Annotated in this window: 17 protein-coding genes; 9 read left to right on the forward strand and 8 right to left on the reverse strand. The window is 58.9% G+C overall.

The annotated features are described in order from the left end of the window. Positions 1-6 precede the first annotated feature (6 nt). From tssE to tssA, 6 genes are all read right to left on the reverse strand, one after another. Positions 7-504, reverse strand: a complete 498-nt coding sequence (tssE, locus tag ROS217_RS01930) for a type VI secretion system baseplate subunit TssE (protein WP_009815961.1) — start codon at positions 502-504, stop codon at positions 7-9. Beyond that, positions 497-1,315, reverse strand: coding sequence for a type VI secretion system accessory protein TagJ (locus tag ROS217_RS01935; RefSeq protein ID WP_009815962.1), 819 nt, complete (start codon positions 1,313-1,315; stop codon positions 497-499). The genes tssE and ROS217_RS01935 overlap by 8 nt, the downstream gene beginning before the upstream one ends. A gap of 81 nt (positions 1,316-1,396) precedes the next feature. Continuing rightward, positions 1,397-1,918 carry a type VI secretion system tube protein Hcp gene (locus tag ROS217_RS01940; RefSeq protein ID WP_009815963.1) on the reverse strand — a complete coding sequence of 174 codons (522 nt, stop codon included), beginning with the start codon at positions 1,916-1,918 and terminating at the stop codon, positions 1,397-1,399. Between the two features lie 64 nt (positions 1,919-1,982). Continuing rightward, entirely contained in the window at positions 1,983-3,476 is a 1,494-nt protein-coding gene (gene tssC, locus ROS217_RS01945) for a type VI secretion system contractile sheath large subunit (RefSeq protein WP_009815964.1), read from the reverse strand. Between the two features lie 3 nt (positions 3,477-3,479). Next, positions 3,480-3,995, reverse strand: coding sequence for a type VI secretion system contractile sheath small subunit (gene tssB, locus ROS217_RS01950; RefSeq protein ID WP_040650290.1), 516 nt, complete (start codon positions 3,993-3,995; stop codon positions 3,480-3,482). A gap of 70 nt (positions 3,996-4,065) precedes the next feature. Beyond that, positions 4,066-5,088: a type VI secretion system protein TssA gene (tssA, locus tag ROS217_RS01955; protein WP_009815966.1), complete on the reverse strand. Its 1,023-nt coding sequence runs from the start codon at positions 5,086-5,088 to the stop codon at positions 4,066-4,068. Between the two features lie 289 nt (positions 5,089-5,377). On the opposite strand from tssA, the gene ROS217_RS01960 reads away from it, so the two are divergent. Genes ROS217_RS01960 through ROS217_RS01980 form a run of 5 tightly spaced genes read left to right on the forward strand, consistent with a single transcriptional unit; the run spans position 5,378 to position 8,775 of the window. Continuing rightward, positions 5,378-5,749 (forward strand): hypothetical protein, encoded by a 372-nt coding sequence (locus tag ROS217_RS01960; RefSeq protein ID WP_157046507.1) that lies wholly within the window; start codon positions 5,378-5,380, stop codon positions 5,747-5,749. Then, positions 5,750-6,376, forward strand: coding sequence for a MotA/TolQ/ExbB proton channel family protein (locus tag ROS217_RS01965; RefSeq protein ID WP_009815968.1), 627 nt, complete (start codon positions 5,750-5,752; stop codon positions 6,374-6,376). It begins immediately after the preceding gene. Positions 6,377-6,407: 31 nt separating this feature from the next. After that, positions 6,408-6,818 (forward strand): ExbD/TolR family protein, encoded by a 411-nt coding sequence (locus ROS217_RS01970; protein WP_040650291.1) that lies wholly within the window; start codon positions 6,408-6,410, stop codon positions 6,816-6,818. After that, the gene (locus ROS217_RS01975; RefSeq protein ID WP_009815970.1) at positions 6,815-7,219 is read left to right on the forward strand and encodes an ExbD/TolR family protein; all 405 of its coding nucleotides are present in this window, start codon (positions 6,815-6,817) and stop codon (positions 7,217-7,219) included. The genes ROS217_RS01970 and ROS217_RS01975 overlap by 4 nt, the downstream gene beginning before the upstream one ends. Beyond that, positions 7,216-8,775, forward strand: a complete 1,560-nt coding sequence (locus ROS217_RS01980; RefSeq protein WP_009815971.1) for a DUF4384 domain-containing protein — start codon at positions 7,216-7,218, stop codon at positions 8,773-8,775. Before ROS217_RS01975 ends, ROS217_RS01980 begins: the two co-directional genes overlap by 4 nt. Positions 8,776-8,803: 28 nt before the next feature. Here the strand turns inward: ROS217_RS01980 and ROS217_RS01985 are convergent, their stop codons facing one another. Beyond that, complete coding sequence (locus tag ROS217_RS01985) at positions 8,804-10,327, reverse strand: caspase family protein (protein WP_009815972.1); 1,524 nt, start codon at positions 10,325-10,327, stop codon at positions 8,804-8,806. 144 nt (positions 10,328-10,471) lie between these two features. On the opposite strand from ROS217_RS01985, the gene ROS217_RS01990 reads away from it, so the two are divergent. The 4 genes from ROS217_RS01990 (at position 10,472) to ROS217_RS02005 (ending at position 16,651) form a co-directional block, all read left to right on the forward strand. Next, on the forward strand, positions 10,472-11,533 hold the full coding sequence (locus ROS217_RS01990; RefSeq protein ID WP_040650905.1) for an OmpA family protein: 1,062 nt from the start codon (positions 10,472-10,474) through the stop codon (positions 11,531-11,533). A gap of 62 nt (positions 11,534-11,595) precedes the next feature. Then, positions 11,596-12,966 carry a hypothetical protein gene (locus ROS217_RS01995; protein WP_157046508.1) on the forward strand — a complete coding sequence of 457 codons (1,371 nt, stop codon included), beginning with the start codon at positions 11,596-11,598 and terminating at the stop codon, positions 12,964-12,966. 46 nt (positions 12,967-13,012) lie between these two features. After that, complete coding sequence (locus ROS217_RS02000) at positions 13,013-15,910, forward strand: hypothetical protein (protein ID WP_009815975.1); 2,898 nt, start codon at positions 13,013-13,015, stop codon at positions 15,908-15,910. Between the two features lie 39 nt (positions 15,911-15,949). After that, entirely contained in the window at positions 15,950-16,651 is a 702-nt protein-coding gene (locus ROS217_RS02005) for a CpXC domain-containing protein (protein WP_040650292.1), read from the forward strand. Positions 16,652-16,953: 302 nt separating this feature from the next. Here the strand turns inward: ROS217_RS02005 and ROS217_RS02010 are convergent, their stop codons facing one another. Next, positions 16,954-18,861, reverse strand: coding sequence for a caspase family protein (locus ROS217_RS02010; RefSeq protein WP_009815977.1), 1,908 nt, complete (start codon positions 18,859-18,861; stop codon positions 16,954-16,956). Position 18,862 lies beyond the last annotated feature (1 nt).

An 18,862-nucleotide genomic window follows, 5' to 3' on the forward strand; every position in this document is an offset into this window, starting at 1 on the left:
GGGAGGTCAGACGATCCTTTCCAGCTCAAGCTCTCCAGTCGTCACATCAACCTGGCTGCGCAGGTAAAGCTCCATTGGCATAGGTTGAGCCCACATGTCGGCGCGTATATCGAATGTCACGATGCTGCCGCCGCTTTCTTGGCCGACACGCAGCGCAACCGCGACAGAATCGGGATGTATTCGGGTCTCGAAGGTCCGTATTGCGCCGACGATGGATTTGCGGATCAACTCTGCACGCTCGGCAGTGGAATAATCACCAGCCACTTCCCGGATACCGAAATTCAGCACCGACCGGGCCACGTTGGGATATTTGTCCACGTCGATCATGGTGCTGTTGTCCGAAGTATTCAGCAGCCAAGCTAAATCGCGCTGAATGATCTCGCGCAACTTGCGCAGGTCAATCACTCGATCCTCGCGCCGCTCGGTCTTTTCCGACGGTCCCTGATCGGTCAGCCGGTCCAGAAGCGACGGTTGCAGCCGTTCGGATATCGTCCGGTCAGACATCCGCGAGTTCCCCGGCACCGCTGACCGCGTCCATCTCGAGCAGACGTAGATCCATCAACGCAGTGTCTCCTAGATCCGTGGTTAACAACCGCTGGCCAAGTCCCGCAAAGGTGTCGTGACCGAGATCGACCCATTCCGTTGCCCGCGCTAGTTTTATAGCTGCTCCGTCGGCGGCAACGGTCCCGGCATAGCGGGTCGGAATCAGGGCGACGAATTCTCCTCCGTTGGTCAAGGTGATCGTACAGGGCGTCCAGACCACATCGCGCAAATCTGCAGGGTCTTCGAATTCAGCCTTGGAGATCGATGTGAACGGCATCCAGTAATATTTACCGTTCACGATGATCTCCAGTAGTGGGCCAAGCCGCATGTCGGCATCCGCGATCCACGCGAACGACTGCCCATCGACCTTACCTGACACCGTCGGCGCGGCGTCGAATGCGCGCGCCCGGATCTCGGCAGCCTTGCCCGTGTTGCCTGCGGCATTTGCTTTCAACGCTTCGACGATCAGTGCCGTCCATTCCTGCGGTTCGCCGAAAATTAGCGGCGCCTTCTCGCCCTCAAACACCTTCTCGCGGTACACTTCGCAAATGATGGCTTCGCGGTAAGTTTGCGCCATAGGTGTAGCGGTCGGATCCAGTTCAGCCGAGATTTTGAGCTGCGCAATCGCGCGCTTCCAGTCACCGCGCACACAAAGAAGCTGAAAAAGGAAAATGCGCAGCGCTGGGTTCGCTGCATCCCCGCGCACAGCTTCTTGCAACGCGACAAGCGCTCCATCCAGATCACCGGCTTCTAACAGATCCTCGGCTATCATCGCGTTCTCCCTGGAAAATAACCTCGTAAAGGCTGGCTCGATTGCGGGCCAGCCTTTACGCATTTCTGCAAGGCACAAGGGTCACACGGTAAGCTCGGCCTTGTTCTTGACGCGGCTCCACATCGCATCGCTGTGCTTTTTCATCGTACCTTTGACGTCCTGCTGGCTGTATTCGACTTTCATCGCGCCATATTGCATGACCAGGGTCTCTTCACAGATGTCGTCGCCGTCCGAACCCGACCAGCTAATGTCCTGGATCATGACAAGTTTGAAGTCGAACTTCAGGAAGGTCGCGCCAGATTTACCAGCAGTGCCACCCGAGCGGCGCAGCACGATGTGAACGTCCTGAATGTGGCCACCTTCACAAAGGCGAGTAAACAAGCCGCAGGACGCCGTGTCTGTCTTCTTTGTGACAGTCAATTCCTTGAACGTGGCCTTGCCAGCCCCACCACCGGACGAAATCGACCCAATGTTGATGTTGTTCTCGGCCCCGATTTCGAAACTTAGGATTTCAAAGGCCTTTTCTTTGGCCATATCATCATCTTGAGTTTCACCTTGGAGCTTGGATTCACCGGGCATGTACATAAATGCGTCGAATGACATTTTTGTTTTTCCTCATTGTTGATGCTTCTAAGAAATTAGATTGCCGAGAGAAGCAGTGATAACGTCAGGCCTTTTCGCTCGGCAGCTTCGAAACCAATCGAAGGGAAACAGACAGGCCCTCCAACTGATAGTGCGGTCGAAGAAAGAACTTCGACGTATAGTACCCCGGGTTACCCTCCACTTCCTCAATCACTACTTCTGCCGCAGCAAGGGGGTGCTGCGCCTTTACGGATTCGGGTGAGCTTTCCGGATTGAAATCAACATACTGGTTAATCCATTTCTGCAGCCATTCCTGCATATCGTCGCGACTTTTGTAGCTGCCCACCTTGTCCCGCACGATGCATTTGAGGTAATGGGCAAAGCGGCAAGTGGCGAACAAATACGGCAGCCTCGCAGCTAGGTTTGCGTTGGCCGTCGCGTCGTCGTCGTCATATTCTGCTGGCTTGTGCAGCGACTGCGCCCCGATAAAGGCCGCAAGGTCAGAATTCTTGCGGTGGATCAGGGGCATCATGCCGTTTTTGGCAAGCTCGCCCTCGCGCCGATCCGAGATTGCGATTTCAGTCGGACATTTCTGATCCACACCGCCATCATCAGTCGGAAAGGTATGCGAAGGCAGATTGGTCAGCGCACCGCCACTTTCGATGCCTCGGATACGGCTGCACCATCCGTATTCCTTGAACGAACGGTTGATGTTGACCGCCATGCCATAGGCAGCGTTGACCCAACCGTATTTGGTGCTGTCAGACCCGTCCGTGTCCTCCTCGAAGGCGAAATCCTCGACGGGGTCAGTTTTTGCACCATATGGCAGTCTGCCCAAGAAACGCGGCATAGCGAGACCAACATACTTGGAATCCTCGCTTTCGCGCAGGGATCGCCAAGACGCATATTCTGGCGTCTGGAAGATCTTGGTCAGGTCGCGCGGATTGGCCAACTCTGACCAGCTATCCATCTGGAAGAGTGTTGGATTGGCACCGGTGATCAGCGGCGCATGCGCGGCAGCGGCGATCTTGGACATCTCGCCGAGCAGCTCCACGTCGGGCGGGCTGTGGTCGAAATGGTAATCTGCCACCAGCGCGCCGAAAGGCTCGCCGCCGAACTGGCCGAATTCCTCTTCGTAAACCTTCTTGAAGATCGGCGACTGGTCCCATGCGGTGCCCTTGAACTTGCGCAGGGTCTTGTGCATGTCCTTCTTCGAGATGTTCATCACCCGGATCTTTAGCATCTCGTCGGTCTCGGTGTTGTTGACGAGATAATGGAGGCCGCGCCAGGCGCTTTCAAGTTGCTGAAAATCGGCGTGGTGCAGGATCAGGTTGACCTGTTCGGTCAATTTCTTGTCAATCTGCGCGACGATGCTTTCAATGGTTCGCAGCGCGTCGTCCGAAACCAAGCTAGTGTTGGCCAACGCCTGTTCCGCAAGGGTCTTGACCGCTTGTTCGACCGCCGTCTTTGCTTGATCGGACTTGGGGCGGAACTCCTTTTTCAGCAAATTCTCGAAATCGGACGAACCAAAAGCCGTAGATTTGGCGCCGCCTGCTGCTTCTGTTTCTGTCTCGGCCATCTGTTACTCCTGGTCCGTGCTGTCGGTTTTGGGGGCTGGCTGAGCGGCAAGTGTCTTGAGCAGAGCCGGATCCTGCATGATCTTTGCGATCAGGTCCTCGGCACCGGACTTGCCGTCCATATAGGTCATAAGGTTACTCAGCTGCATGCGAGCATCCAGCAATTCTTTTAGGGGTTCGACCTTGGCAGCAATTGCCGCAGGGCTGAAATCGTTCATGCTGTCAAAGGTGATATCGACCGCCATGTTTCCTTCACCAGTCAGCGTGTTGGGCACCGTGAACGCCGCACGCGGCGCCATGGACTTCATCCGGTCGTCGAAATTATCGACGTCGATCTCAAGGAACTTCCGGTCAGCCACAACAGGCTGCGCGACCTCGGACTTGCCGGCCAGATCGGACATTACGCCCATAACAAAAGGCAGCTGCACCTTCTTCTCGGAACCGTAAAGCTCCACATCATATTCGATCTGCACGCGAGGCGCGCGGTTGCGGGCTATGAACTTCTGTGAACTTCCGGCCATCGCCTTTGTCTCCTTCAAATCTCGTTATGGTTGGACTGTATCGCCTTGGAATTGTAGCGTCATCAAATCATCACTCATCTTGCTCGATTCCGCCAATCATGTTGACATGTTCCAGTCCTGTCGGTGCCATGTCCCGCATGATTGTTAGGAAATCCGCATTTACCAGCTTCTTGGCGCGCCTCAGAAGAATCGGCAGTGGGCTAGACGGTTCCCTGCGCTCGTAATAGCCGATGATACGGTCGAGTGCGTTTTCCACGTCAACGGGTGAGTTGATGGCCCCGCTACCTCCGCTAGCGGCACGCGCTTCGGGGACTGCGTCAGCTAGATCTTTATCGGCCACATCCAATTCTGCAACCACCGGTTCGCCGATGGCATTGCGGAGATGTTTGTTGATCTTTTTGAGGAGCTTCAGCACTGGATCAAGATCCGGACCCTGCCCGGGCGTCTGCGTGTCGAAGATGTCGCTGATCGCTGTCACGTCCGACATCGCCGTTGCGGCCGCCTCCGCAATTCGTCGCAGAGTGTCCTCGTCCGTGTCTTGGAACGCGGCCGCAATGGCGGAGGCGTCGGGCACATTTTCCATGTCGGCAGGCCGCGTTATATCGCCGTCGGCCACGGCAATATGGCGCAGTGAAATCATTCCAAACGTCCGACTTGCTGTCAGGGGCGCTTTGCGCAGTCCCCGCAAGATGCGGTCGTCATCGGCTAAAGCCAGAACCGCATTCACCCGCATCGTAGGATCGTCATCGTCCTCCGCATCCAGCTGCGGATGACACGTCTCCCAGTAATCCTCGAGACAGCGGCGGATATAGCTGGTTCCGTCAGCAAATCCTGGCAATCCGTTCAGCCGCAGCTGCGCTTCCGCCAGAAAAACCCCCGCCCGCAAATCGTGGCTACGTGCGATTATCGCAAGTGCCAGCCTTGACACTTCCTTGTAGTCAGGATCGTCACCTGGAACGAACTCGTTCCCGACCTGCTTCTCCTCGCCGGGCGTCGCCGCGATCTCCATCTCGGTGAATTCAGGATCGTATTCAAGGTCTTCGCCGCTGGGAGGAAATTCTCCATGCTCCTGAAGAAGCGCATCAACATCCATAGAATTTCCTTAAGGACAGGCGTGTTGGTCGTGGCTCGGCGAAAATGCGCCATAACTTAGAAGCTGGTTTATCCGAATTAACCTTAGCATAATTTCTATTTTTGGCTAGAAAAACTCTCATCAAGTCGACGGACGGATTTAGCTGCCCCTTGAGCTTGTCTTGACCGCTACGCGGTAAAGCGATTTCATCGCGGGTGCAGACCTTCGAAAAGGAACTCCCATGCCCCGGTTCACCAGATTTACAGCGCGCTGTGCCACGGCTTTCACCGTTGCCGCGACTGTCTTGCCGATGCCCGCCACCGCGCAGGAGCAAGGCCTTACCGTTGAATTGAACAAGTTCGAACCTGCGGAAGACGGTGGCTGTCGAGCCTTCTTTCTTTTCCGCAACGAAACCGGCAAGGCGTTCGAGGGCTTCGCGATGTCTCTTGCCATTCTCGATGGTCAGGGCGTGATCGACAGGCTGTTGAACATCGACGCGGCTCCCTTGCCGGTCGCGCGCACCACCCTCAAACTTTTCGAGATCCCGCAGATCGCTTGCAGCGACATCTCGGAAATCCTGCTGCATGCCATCGACAGCTGCCAACCGCAGAACGAGGACAACATCGATTGCTTTCCGCTCGTCAAGTTGGTCAGTCGCACCACCGCACCGCTGGTGAAATGAATGAACGCGGCCCTGTCCATAGTCGGCACCGGCGGGCCGATAATCGTGATTCTGGCACTGATGTCGCTGCTGTCCGTCGCCCTGATCGTGGTCAAGGTATTGCAACTGGCGCACGTCCGGTCGGCCGGCACGGCACGGCACGATGCGCTCGAACGCTGGTCCAAGGGAGACCGCGAGACAGCCATTGCCAACCTTGCAAAAGGCACGTCCCCCGCCGACCGCATCCTTCACTATGCTCTGAACGCCGCGCAGGGAAAAATGCCCCGCAAACCGCTTGAGGCCGAACTTGTGCGCCGTGGCAATGCAGAGGTCGAGGTGATGTCCCGCCACATCCGACTGCTAGAGCTCGTGGCAATGGTGTCACCGCTGCTGGGGCTGCTGGGCACCGTGCTGGGAATGATCCAGTCGTTTCAGGAACTCGAGCTGGCGCAGGGCGCGGCCAATGCATCAGTGCTGGCAGGCGGCATCTGGCAGGCGCTTCTGACCACCGCTGCGGGCCTTGTTGTGGCGATTCCGGCGGCCATTGCCGCGACCCTGCTGGCCACCCGCGTAGACGCAGCTGCCCACGACATTGAATCCGCCGCAGGTGAATTCTTCCTGCTGGAGGACACCGGGACGATACCGTGATGGCGGCCACCTCTCACCTTGGAGCTCTCCTGTGCAGCTGACCCGCAAGGCGACACCACGCCAGCTAATCTCGCTGGTGCCAATGATCGACGTCCTGCTAATACTGCTGGTATTCTTCATGGTCACGTCGACCTATCTAAATCTCAGCATGGTCCCTATCGTCGACCGGGCCGAGCAGTCCGAGTCCCAAGCGGCAGGCAACGGCACAACGCTGCTCGTCCGCATCGACGCAGACGGCGCAACTCATATCAGGGGTCAACTCCACGCGCCCGATGCGCTTGTAGACCTGGTTCGGTCCGGTCTGGCGGAGAACCCCCTGCTCTCGGTCGTGCTTCTGCCCTCCTCACGCGCGACAACGCAGGCACTGGTCGGCACCATGGACATGCTTACGACGGCGGGCGCTACACGCCTGCGCCTGATGCGACTGGAGGGGCAGCAATGAAACTGTCCCGTCCGCAGCGCCGCACCCCACCCGAAACCATTATCGCGCTTATTGACGTGGTTTTCTTCCTGCTGGTGTTCTTTATGCTGATTGGGCGCATGGATGCCACCGCCCCGTTCGAGGTTCGGCCCGCCACCGCCTTCACGGGATCGCACATGCCTGCAGGCGGGGCGACCGTATCGGTCGCTCCCGCGGGAACACTGGCGCTCGATGGCAAAGAAACAATCGCGTCCGCCCTGCTCACTATCCTTTCAGAACAGCTCAATGCTGAACCCGGCCTGCTGGTGCGGATCAATGCCCATCGCGACGTGGTCATGGCGGACCTGCTGCCGCTGGTGGCAGAGATCGAAGCTCTTGGCGCGCGCGATATTGTCCTCGTCGTCACGCCAGAGATCCAATGACAAGCCGCGCCGTCCTATGGGCCGTCGGGCTCGCCGGCTCCGCGCTGGTGCATCTCGCGGCGGGCAGTCTATATCTTGTTACCCGCGCATTTGATGATGTCCCTGATCAGCCCGGACCAGAATCGCGCCTACATATGGACACGGTCACCGCGCCAACCCAAACCGCACAGGAGCATGAGCCGCAATCCGATGCGGCGCGAGAGGCGAAGGCAGACGGCACCGATCTGAATGCCGGGACCGTGCCGCAGTCCGAGGCATTCCCTGTCACGCCTCGCGCGGCACCACTCGTAGCACAAGCCGCACCGGCACAGACTTTGTCGCAGGCATCGCCGCAAACCGCAGCTCTTTCCGCGGCCCCCGCCGCGGCGCAGATCGCTGCAACGATCCGTCCTGCCGGTACAACCGTCCGCAACAGCCCCGCTCTGTCCGAACAAATCGCTAAAGCCACCCTGATCGAATCGGTCGGCGTGGCGCCGGCAGAGCTGATCCAAGCCAGCCTTGCTCCCGGCCGGATCACGAGCGACACATTTTCAGCCGCCACACCGGACGGCGACCCGGTGTCGCCCAGCCAGCCCATAGCTGCATCCGCAGCCACGACCACACCGGTTGTCCAGCCAGCCAACACACTACAGCCCGACGCCGATGCCGCTGCTCATCAAGCAGCGACAGGAACACCCGCGCGTGAAGCACTCGCTGACATCACTTCGGCTATAGAACCGCCCCTACCCGTCACCCGGACTAAAGCCGAGCTTGCCTGGCGCTTCGGCGACAGGCTGGTGACCGATCCACAGGCCCTCGCCACCATTCAAGCATTCATGGCCCCCAGTGCGCTTGAGGATGCGGCCACATTGCGCGACGGTCTTTCAGCACTGCTGACCGACCTTGACTGCGCGCGCGTCTCCGGCACCTTCGTGCCAGAGACGGGAACGCTTGAACTACGCGGTCACATCCCAGATCCGTCCCTCGCCGGTCCCCTACTCGAGGCTCTGCGATCACAGGTCGGCGGCGACATTCCAGTAGCCGCGAACCTTCAGCACCTGCCCGCTCCCCAATGCCGCGCACTTTCCGGCATTGCGACTCTGGGGCTGCCTCAATCGACCGACCAATTCACCGACTCGCGGCTCATTGGTGACACCGCGCAGGCGCAGGACTACCTCTTTTCCGAAGGCAAGGTGCTGCGCTTCGATCTGCAAGCCCCGGAGTATCCCGCGCATGTCTATGTCGATTATTTCGACGCCGCGGGGCAGGTCATCCACCTGATGCCAAACCTCACCGATGGCAACGGTCCTTTTGCTGCGACCTCAACCTTGCAGGTGGTGCCCACCCAACCCGGCAGCGACGCGCCGATCCTGATTGGTCCGCCGTTCGGTCAGGAAATCGCCGTCGCCTTCGCCGCTTCGGCCCCCCTCTACGACACGCGGCGCCCGACCATCGAACCCGCGGCAGAATATCTCGGCTGGCTGCGTGACAGGGTGGCCGCAGCCGAAGCCGCCGATCCAGATTTCAAAGGCGAATGGGTGTATTTCTTCGTAACGACCCGTCCCGCCATACGATAGAAGCCATATGCATCAAGCTGGTCGATCGCTATTTGCAGTCGTTCTCAGCCCAGAGTCGAAGATGGCGCTTAAGGCTGCCGCCGAACGGATGTTCCTTGCGAAGCGCCCGCGCCCCGCCCTCCTTGATGTACGTGGCCGCTTGGGTACAAAGCGTATCGCGCGTCCACTTGTGGCAGGTACTGCAGGACCTGTTCTTCCAAGCCGCGTCGGGCAGCCCATCGATCGGCGGGAAAAGCGGCGAAAGCTCGATTATTTCCAGGATCGTCTTACCGACGATCTCTGACGGGCCCTCAGTAAGCGGTTGGTTGAAAAACATTGGGTCCAACCGTGGTTGCGCAGAGGCCGGTTCTAACAAACCCTCAGGAGCAGGAGCAGGAGCAGGCGCAGCCGCCACTCGCGAGGTTGCCGCCTGGGTTTCCTTGCCCTCCAGCCCGGCGATCTCAATCCGCACCAATTCCTTGAACGTGCCGTCGGGATAAGCGTCGAGATAGGACTGATAGTCTTCCTTCAGGCCCGACACTCGCGCCTTTTCCAGCATCTGCACTTCAGTCTCGGCAGGGGCCGTCGACACGAAGGGCGCATCTGGCTCCGGGGTTGCAGCGACTGGCTGCGCCGGCTTTCCCCCTTTTAGCTCAAGCTCCAGCACATCCGATAGCATCGCCCGCGCCTCGTCTTGGTAAAGCCCGCGTGGATAGGATCGCAGAAACAACATGATCTGAACTGGGTCTCGGCTTTTGGCTACCGAATTCCACAACTGCTGTTCGGCCATTTCCTCTGCCGACAATTGCTTGCCCGGGCGGAACACGAACTCGCGGGTCAGCGATGACGTATCCCAAGGCGTCTGCACGCCGCCAGTCTGGGCGATGACCTTCACCCGCACATCCTTGAACACACGCTCGATAGGTGCGCCCTCGATCTGGATCGCCTCTGCCAGCGCATAGCTGAAGGGGCTATTCTGGCCCGTGCCGTCCATCGCAACCCTACCCGGTGCTGTGGCATAAGCAAGATACGTGCCTGTCGGGGCCTTCATCTCGGCCAGGCCATTATCGTCCAGATCCCGGATGTTCTCGAACGGATTGTTTCGACAAGCATCTAGGATCACAATGTTGGTCCGGTTACGTGCCGATGCCATCTGCCGCAGCACGCTCGAGGCATCCATCGCCACCAGGTCCAGATCCGCTGCATCGGTCAGGCCAGCATCCACTGGCAACAGGTAGTTCGTCCCAAAACTCTGTACCCCGTGACCTGCATAGTAGAATAGGCCCACGGTCTCGGGTCCTCCATCGCGCAAAGCCCGCCCGAAGTCCGCAATTGCCCGACGCATGTCAATTTGCGTCGCGTCTTGCAGCAACGTCACGCTGAAGCCAGCATCGCGGATGGACTGTGTAATCAGTTGCGCATCATTGATCGCATTATCGAGCGGCGACACGTGCATATAAGTGCTGTTGCCGATGACCAGCGCAATCCGTTCCTGCGGTGGAGAATTCTGCGCCTGTCCAACAGTCGCACCGAACAGTGAAACTGTCATGATCAGCACCCAAAGCCGTATCATAAATCCATTCCTTCGCTAGGCTCTCCACCACCTTAAAGCAAACGCTCGACATGGCAATCGGTCCCCACAGGCTGACACAAGAGTGTTGCTTTTGATCAGCCTTGGCGCGATAGTTTGGTCATCTCCACTGCCAAGGAGCTTTTTATGCTGTATTTTAGACGCTTCTCGTTCGCGGTGCTTCTATCCACGTTATTTTCTATTAGCGCGGCTGCACAGCACGCAACGTTCGGCGACGGGTGGTTGCTCGAAGGCGACGCATCCTCTTTGCAGTTTCAGTCGATCAAGAACGGCTCAGCGATCGAAACCTCTTCCTTCGCCACGATGACCGGCACAATCGACCCCAACGGGAACGCGTCTCTAAAGGTTCTGCTCGACAGTGTCGATACCAAGGTCGATTTGCGCAACGTGCGCATGCGCTTTTTATTCTTTGAGACGTTTCAGTACCCCGAGGCGACAGTGACGGCGCGGATCGACCCCACACTTATCGCTGACCTGCCGCAGGTGAAGCGCAAGACCGTCACACTACCGTTCACACTAGCGCTGCACGGCGTCACCAAGTCGCTTGAGGCAAAGCTCGTCCTGACCCTAGTGGGAGACGATCTCGTTGCTGTTTCGACGGAGGAGCCCGTGCCGCTGGCGGTGGCCGATTTCAACCTCACCGAAGGGCTGCAAAAACTTGAAGAAGCCGCAAATGTCACCATCGTGCCCTCGACGACAGTCAGCTTTGATCTCATCTTCAGCAAGGCCACCGGGAGCGAAGGTGCGGTTACCACAGGGGAAATCATCACGCCGACCGACAAGCCCGCCGCCGCCGCCCTAGAGGCCGAGGGCGATTTCTCGCTCGAGGCGTGCGTAGGCCGGTTCGATATCCTGTCGCGTACCGGCAACATCTACTTCAAGCCCGCTTCGGCCCAACTCGACGGGGCATCGGGCCCGCTGCTCGACGCGGTGGCACAGATCGTGACCCGCTGCCCGGATCTTACTATTCAGATCGCTGGACATACCGACAGCTTCGGCAGCGCTGCCGCTAACCAAACTCTGTCGGAACGCCGCGCACAATCCGTGGTTGACTATCTGGCGACCCGCGACGTCAGCCCTTCGCGACTGATTGCCTTGGGCTATGGCGAGACACGGCCGGTGGCGGACAACTCTACCGAACAGGGCCGCCGTGAAAATCGCCGCATCGAATTCTCTATATCCGACTGAGATGCGTATCACACGTCGAACACAGGCTCCGTGGGGGCCACAACATATGCGAGGATGCCGCCATGGGAATGTCGACCGAAAACCTTGATGAAATGCAGGCACTGCTGAAGAAGGCGCGTCAAAAGGATCTAGCTTTCGGCCTGTGCCTCGGCAAAAAACCAGAAGACAACGTGTTCTTCCTCGACCTTAAGAAATCTGGCGAGGTCATGATGCGCAAGGCCAAGGCCGAGGGCGAAACCGGCAAGGTTACATACGGCACCGTGGGGGTGAAAGGCAAGATCGCGACGCTAATGGTCGAAGGCAATATGCTTCCAGGCCTTGCCAAGAACATGAAGATGTTCATGACCAAGAGCGGCATCAAGATGAAGGTGGTCATCACCGACCCGAACGGTCAGGTGCTTGAATCCGAAGGCGACGAGGACGAAGACGACAACGAGGCGGCCACAGACGCCAATTCGGCGGACGAGAACACCGACGACATTCAAAACCGTGACGCGTCGGCCGACGACGGAAATGACGGCAGTAATGACGACAACGATCCCGCCGCCGGACAATGGGGCCAAGTCGCTGCGGCACTCGCACCGCTGGCCGCAAAGTTCGAGGGGTCCTCCGACCCGCGGGCCGCACAGATCGTCAAGGTTTGGGCCGGGGCCGAAGCCGCCGCTGGAAACGGCGATTACAAATCCGCCATGGGCGTCGCTGCCAAGCTCAAACCGCTCCTTGATGCTGGACCTGCAGAGGGCAACGAGGCAAAGACCCCTGGCGACACCAACTCCGACGGTAATACCCCCGATGCAGACAGCCCCGACCGCAAGAAGTGGGAGGCTGTCCAAAGCCCGTTGGAGGTGCTTTATAAAAAGGCACTCGGCAACAACCCGGCCAACCGCAGCAAGCTGGAAGCGGCGTGGGGCATGGCCTCGGAGAAAGCCGAAGCCGGTGATTACACCGCCGCACTGGCCATCGCCGCCAAGCTCAAGCCGCATCTGGAAGAAGCCGCCGCGGCCGCAGCAAGTGGCCAGCAGGATGAAGTACCCAAAGACGTGGTTCCGTTCCAGAAATCCCGTGTGCTTTGGGTAAACACCCGCCGAAAGATGCTGACCGAGATCGAGAAACTGGAACAAGCCATAATCGATGTGTGTGCAAACGATCCCGAACTGGCCCCGGTCGCCGACGAGGCACGTGGCCTGAACAAGCGACTTCAGGTCTTCGACGGCGAACTCGAGGATTTGCTCGACCAGATCACCAACACGCCCGAAGGACCCGACCGAACCAAGCTCAAGGGCGATGCTAATGCCAAGATCCGCGAATTCCAAGCGGCTCTACAGGATGACTTCTTCAAGGACGTGGATGCAGACAACGGATTTGTAAACGTCGCCGTAACCGCCACGGCGACCCAATCGTTGCAAGCCATCGCGAACGTACTCGCCAGGTAATCCCGGACCGTCACGGTCAGCAACCTTTGACACGGAACTCTGAACCATGCCCTTTTCCGATCTTTCCCCCGCAAGCCAGAAATTCCTGAAGAAGCATTTCAAGTCAGGCGGTCTGTTCCGTTCAGGCACCTCCCAGGTCGAAAAGGATGATATGGCCGACACGCTGATCGCCTTCCAGACCGAACGCGCCCGCCTTGCGCAACGCATCCAGGCGATTCCGCCCTTCGTGGACGGTGGCGTTCTGACGTCCGACATCCAGCGCGTCACCGACATGGTCGAGAAGGACAAGAAAAACTTCAACGCCGCCCAAGCAACGAAGATCCTCGGCGCGCTCGACCTCAAGATCACCAACACTTCCGATACTTGGATCGCCAAGCAGAAGGCTGAGGCCAAGACCGCGCTTGACATCAGCAAGACCTACCACGGCGTTGCGCTCAAGCTTCCTACCCACGAAGCGCGCTTTCTAACCATCGACAGCGACGCTGGCAAAACTCCACCTGACTATGCCGCGATAAAGGCCTCACGCGATTTCATCGTTAACGGGCGCGCAGATCTCAAGGTGATCTCCGACAATTACAAGAGCGATTACGATGCCGTCACTAAGATGATCAAAGATGATTGCACCGACCGACTACCGAGCATCACCGATCCCGTTGTTTCGGAAGAACGGTCGGCGATCCTGACCAAGATCGCGCTGGCAAAGCAAAAACTCGAGGAACACAGCGCCTGGCTCGCCGCGCGCCTGTCATCCACCATCTATCACGAGATCACCGGAGCCGTGAAAATCATCCAACAAAAGAACGACTACGCCGTGGTCAAGCAGACCGCAATGGCCGAGTTCAAGAAGCTGACAACGGCCCTCAACCCCGGTGCCGACGCCGAGTATCCGCTGATCAATGCCGACATCGAACTGGCTGCGGAGGAGGAAGCCAGACGCGATTACTACAACGCCACCCTGATCATGAAATCGATGCCTGATCGCATCAAAACCCTTCTTAACCTGTGCAACGCTTATGAGGAATTCGAGGCGGCCCTGATCCCGGCCAATACGGCCATCGATCAACTGAAAAAACATCACCTCGCCGAATACGTGCAGGCTGATATCAGGGCGATTGAGGCCTTCCGCGACGCCTGCATCAATCAGGCAAGCGAGTTAAAATACGGCGCCGCCACCTCACGCCTCGAAATGGTACCGCAGCGCTGCACCGACGCGGTGACCGAGGCGGAAAAGGCCGCGCCTTTTGCTGCGCTGCTCAAGGATGCCCCGAAAGGCGATCTGTCAAAGCTGCTAAAGGACGTCCAATCCAGCCATAAGGCGCTTGTCGATCACAAACGCGCTGCGCAGATCGACGAACCGATCAAGACCCTGGCAAATTCGATCGAAACTGCCGAGACCGCAATCAAAAATGGTGACGAATCGAACGCCCGCGCGGCCCTCAGCCGGGCGGCCGATACCGCTACCTTCGCTTACCGGCTTGCCCAGAACGTCGATCAGATCTACTCCCGCGCCGATGCTTTGGACGAACGTGTGTCCGGGCTTGAGGCCACACACGAACAGGCTGGCTACATCAAGGACCGGCTCGCCGCCGTAACGAAACTGGCCGAGGATGCCCGCAAGGCCGCGCTCGCAGATGACGAAACGGCACTCGCACACCTAATCGATGGCGAAACCAAGGTAGAGATCGCCCGCAAGCTGGCCGACGCCGAAGATGCTTTCCGCATCCGCCTCACGGACACTCAAAAGGCCGCGACTGAGCTAGCCAAGACCAATTACCCCGACAAGGCCAAAACCGAGCCAAAAATTAACGAGCACCTGACAAAGGCGCAGGAGCATTCGGCCAAGTTCGACCAGATCAAGGCCAACGGATCGCTCTCCGCCGCCGACGCGCTGCTCGCGGTCGCGAAACTGGCGACCTTGGCAGACACCAACGGCGACCTGAGTGAGGCGGACATCCGCGCCCTGATTGCCCTGCCGGACGGTCAGCGGCAGCTCGATGCAATGGTGGCGAGCCTGCCCGACAACGCCTCGCAAAAGGTCATGTCCACACTCCTGTCGGTCCGCTTCAACATGGACGTGAAGCTATTCACCAGCAAGGCGACACGCACCGAGGACGGCAGCGGGGCCAAGACCGGTCCGGCACTCGATGCCCCCGTGCCAAACCTCAAGGCCTATTACGAGATGCTCGCCTCGGTTCCCGAGACGAACACCAAGCTCAACCCCAGCCTCGCCCGCTTTGACCGGATCGAGGATGAAAGCGGCTCCTATTACGAGCCCTCCAACGGCGCCGTGGTTATGGCCTGCTTCAACGATTTCAATCTGGACGGCAACGCCTTGGGCGACCCCGACCAACTCGACGCCATCGACGACGAATGCAAACCCGTGCCGGATACCGAAGTGCCCAATCCAACCTACGGCAAATGGACAACGCTTCATGAAATCGGCCATGCAGTTGATGATCGCAAGGGCTTCATGCGCTCGAAGGGCGCGGGTGCGGAATTCGGCGGCTGGCGCGAACATGGTGGCGATACCTCGCAGATCAGTGTCGAAGTCGCGGACGAGTTCGATTTCGATGCGCATTTTGTCGAACGCAAGATGGCGGGCGGCAATCCTGACCTGCCGCCGCCGCCCGACGGCGTCACGCAAGGTGAATGGGAAACGCGACGGGACAATTTCCTCGACTGGCTGGGCGCCGTGCGCACCACCACGGACATCTGGGACAGTGCCACCAATTCCAACGCCCGCCATATGTCGAAGACCGGCCGGATGATCCATGAGGCCTATCCCAACCATTGGGTCTCCTACGATCTGTCGGCGCGCCGCAAGGGCATTACGGGCTACCAGTTCCGCGCTCCCGGTGAATGGTTCTCGGAACTATACGCAGCGTATCACACCAAGAAACTCAAGCCCTCCCACCCGGCACAGACGTGGCTCAGCAAGCTTTGAACGCCCCTGCCTTCGCAGCCAAACGAAAGGACCCTACGGATGTCCCTATTTACAGTTGAACAAGCCCCTTGCCCGAACTGCGGCACCATCGCCGAGATGGAGATATTTTCCAGTGTCAACGGCGACCGCCGCGTCGACCTAACCGAGGCGATCCTCACAGGCACGATCCAGTCGCACACCTGCAAGAAATGCGAGACCGCATTCCGGGTTGAACCGTCAATCAACTATCTCTCAGTCGGCGAGGGGCTGTGGATGATGGCCCGCCCCCTGTCTGCCATGGCCCATTGGAAGGAAGAGGAAGAGGCCGCCAACACCGCCTTTGAGGAAGCATATGGATCTGGCGCGCCCGACGCTGCGAAGGAGATAGGCGAACTACTCACCGTGCGTCTCAGCTTTGGCTGGCCCGCCTTCCGCGAAAAAGTTCTGATAGCGCAGCACGGGCTGCGGGATGTATCGGTCGAGTTGATGAAGCTTGCGATCCTGCGCAACCGTCCCGCCAATCCCCTGGCACCGGGCGTCGAACTGCGGCTCGTAAACCTTCACGGCGACCAGTTGGAAATGGCCTGGATCGACGCCATTTCCAATACGCCGTTGGATTTGTTCACGGCCCAAAGATCGCTTTATGACGAGGTCGACGGCGGTGAAGCTTGGGCAAAACTGGCCGCCGAACTCTCGGCGGGCAGCTTTGTCGACATCCAGCGTCTCACCATCGTGCCGAAGCCAATGGAACCAGCGAGATGAAGCTGTAAATCGGGGGCAAAAAACTAGTAAGCGTGTCTGAGCAGGCAGACGGACTTTTAGTCCTATGAGTAGACCATGATAGCGGGGACAGAGGCGAGTTCGACCAAACGAACTTCGACCGTATGAATTAAGCGGCACCAGACTGCGGCTTGGCACCAGTATTCTTAACAAAGTTGGCGGCGGGCGGCCTATGAGTGTCACATATCCGGATACGGTGCGCTCGGAGCTTTCGCTGGCAACCTGTTCTTAATCTATGGGGTGTCGCTCACTCCAGTCGCAGAAAAATGCCTAGAGGAGCGGTCTCAGTTCACCAGCACATCCACATTGAACCCGCCATCACGCCAGCGGTGCAGCGCTGCGGTGAAACTCGGCCCCGGCAGACCGTCGACTGCTGCGGCGTAAAAGCCAGCAGCCTTCAGACGGCTCTGCACTGCGCGGATCGTGTCGTCGGACCATTGGTCCGTCGCTTCGGTCAACTGCGCAAGCAACGCACCCCGGTCTGATGCAACACCACGCAACAGTAAGTTCGCCGCCTCGTCCGGGTCCTTCTGCACCCCGCGCCCCTCATCAAGAAGAATCGCCGCGGCACGGTAACCCTCAGTCTCACCTTCATCTGCGGCACGCCGGAAATATTTCAGCGCTTCGCCGGGCGCATCGACCACGCCGTCCTGAGCCAGAACGCCAAGGTTGAAAACCGCCTTGGGTGATCCGCTCTTTGCTGCCGCGCGCAGTAGCTCGATTGCCCGTTCCTCGTCCTTTGGTGCCATCTGCCCTTCGAAAAGAATGATCGCCAAGTTTATCATGGCATCTGGGCTGCCGCCCTCCGCCGCACGCTGGTACAACGCCAGCGCCGCTTCTGGATCCTGGGGCAAACCATTGCCGGATTCCGTAAGTTGTGCCAGACTCACCATGGCGCGCAGATCGCCCCGGTCCGCCGCACTCTTATACAAGGTCACTGCCCGCTCAATATCGCCCGAGGCCGCGACAGCACGAGCATAAAGCGCGGTATAATGCGGCAACTCGGGAAACTGCGCCGAAGCCGCTGCGCAAGCCTGGATAGCGGTCAGAGCGCTCTGCTGCAACCGATCGAAAGGCATCCCGGAGTGCACTGCCGTTGCGTCGCGCGGATGGGTTGCCAGCCGTTCGCAGACACCACCCGGCGTGCTGTCCTCCTGCGGAGGAATCAGCGTGAGCAAGCGCTGCGCCTCGGCGACGTCGGCACCGTTCGGATACCGGTCGAGGTAATACTCAAGCAACGGCCGCATCCGGCTGCGCCGCGCCAGCTGCCACAGCCTGTCCGCCTCTGCCTCAGCGTTGCGAATGCCTAGCGTCCGTGTCTGTGTACCGGTTTGCAAAAACGCCAGCACATCGTCCACATGCGCGCCCTGCGGATAGCGTTCGGCGTAAAGCTGCATCAGGTTAGGATCCTGCTCGCTCGCCGCGACCTGCCAGAGCATCGTTTCCTCCGACGCAGTCACGGGGCTGTTGTCGAACCGGAAAGACTGGGTCAGCGATGAGTTTTCCCACGGAATCTGCCGCCCGCCAGTGGCAGACAGTACGTCGCGCCGGACCGAAATCATCAGATCCTGAATGTCCTGCCCAGGCGTATAGATATGGCTCAGCACCGCCTCAGTAAAGAAACTGTTCCGCCCGGTCCCGTCATAGGCCACGTTGTCGGGCTGAGTGGCATAGACGAACATGAAATCCGCCGCCGTGCTGACCCGTGCCAAGCCGCTTTCGACGCGCAGCTCGACACCGAACGGATTGTCGCGGCAAGCGTCGAGGAACACCAGCTTCAGACCATCGGATTTCTGCATCGCCGTCAGGACATCGGTCAGCGCCACGGTCTGTTCACCCAGATCGTCGACCGATTGCAAATCGGCATCGACCGGCACGAGGTAATTCTGCCCGCTGACCTGAAAGCCATGCCCGGCGTAATAGAACAGCACCACATCCGCCGTCGCGGCGCGTTCGGCAAAAATAGCCGTGCCCTCACGCATCTCTTCCATATTAGTGTCGGACCCGAGGATCACGTCGAACCCCAGCCCCTCCAGCGCCACCGACACATCGAGCGCATCGTTGATCGGATTATCGAGCGGGCTGACATTGGCATAGGCGGAGTTACCAACCACAAAAGCCAGACGTGTCTCGGCCAGTCCACCCGTCGCGGTCAGCACCAAGATCAAGACAACCCAAAATCCGCGCAGCACT

This window comes from Roseovarius sp. 217, from assembly GCF_000152845.1.
Classification (GTDB): Bacteria; Pseudomonadota; Alphaproteobacteria; order Rhodobacterales; family Rhodobacteraceae; genus Roseovarius.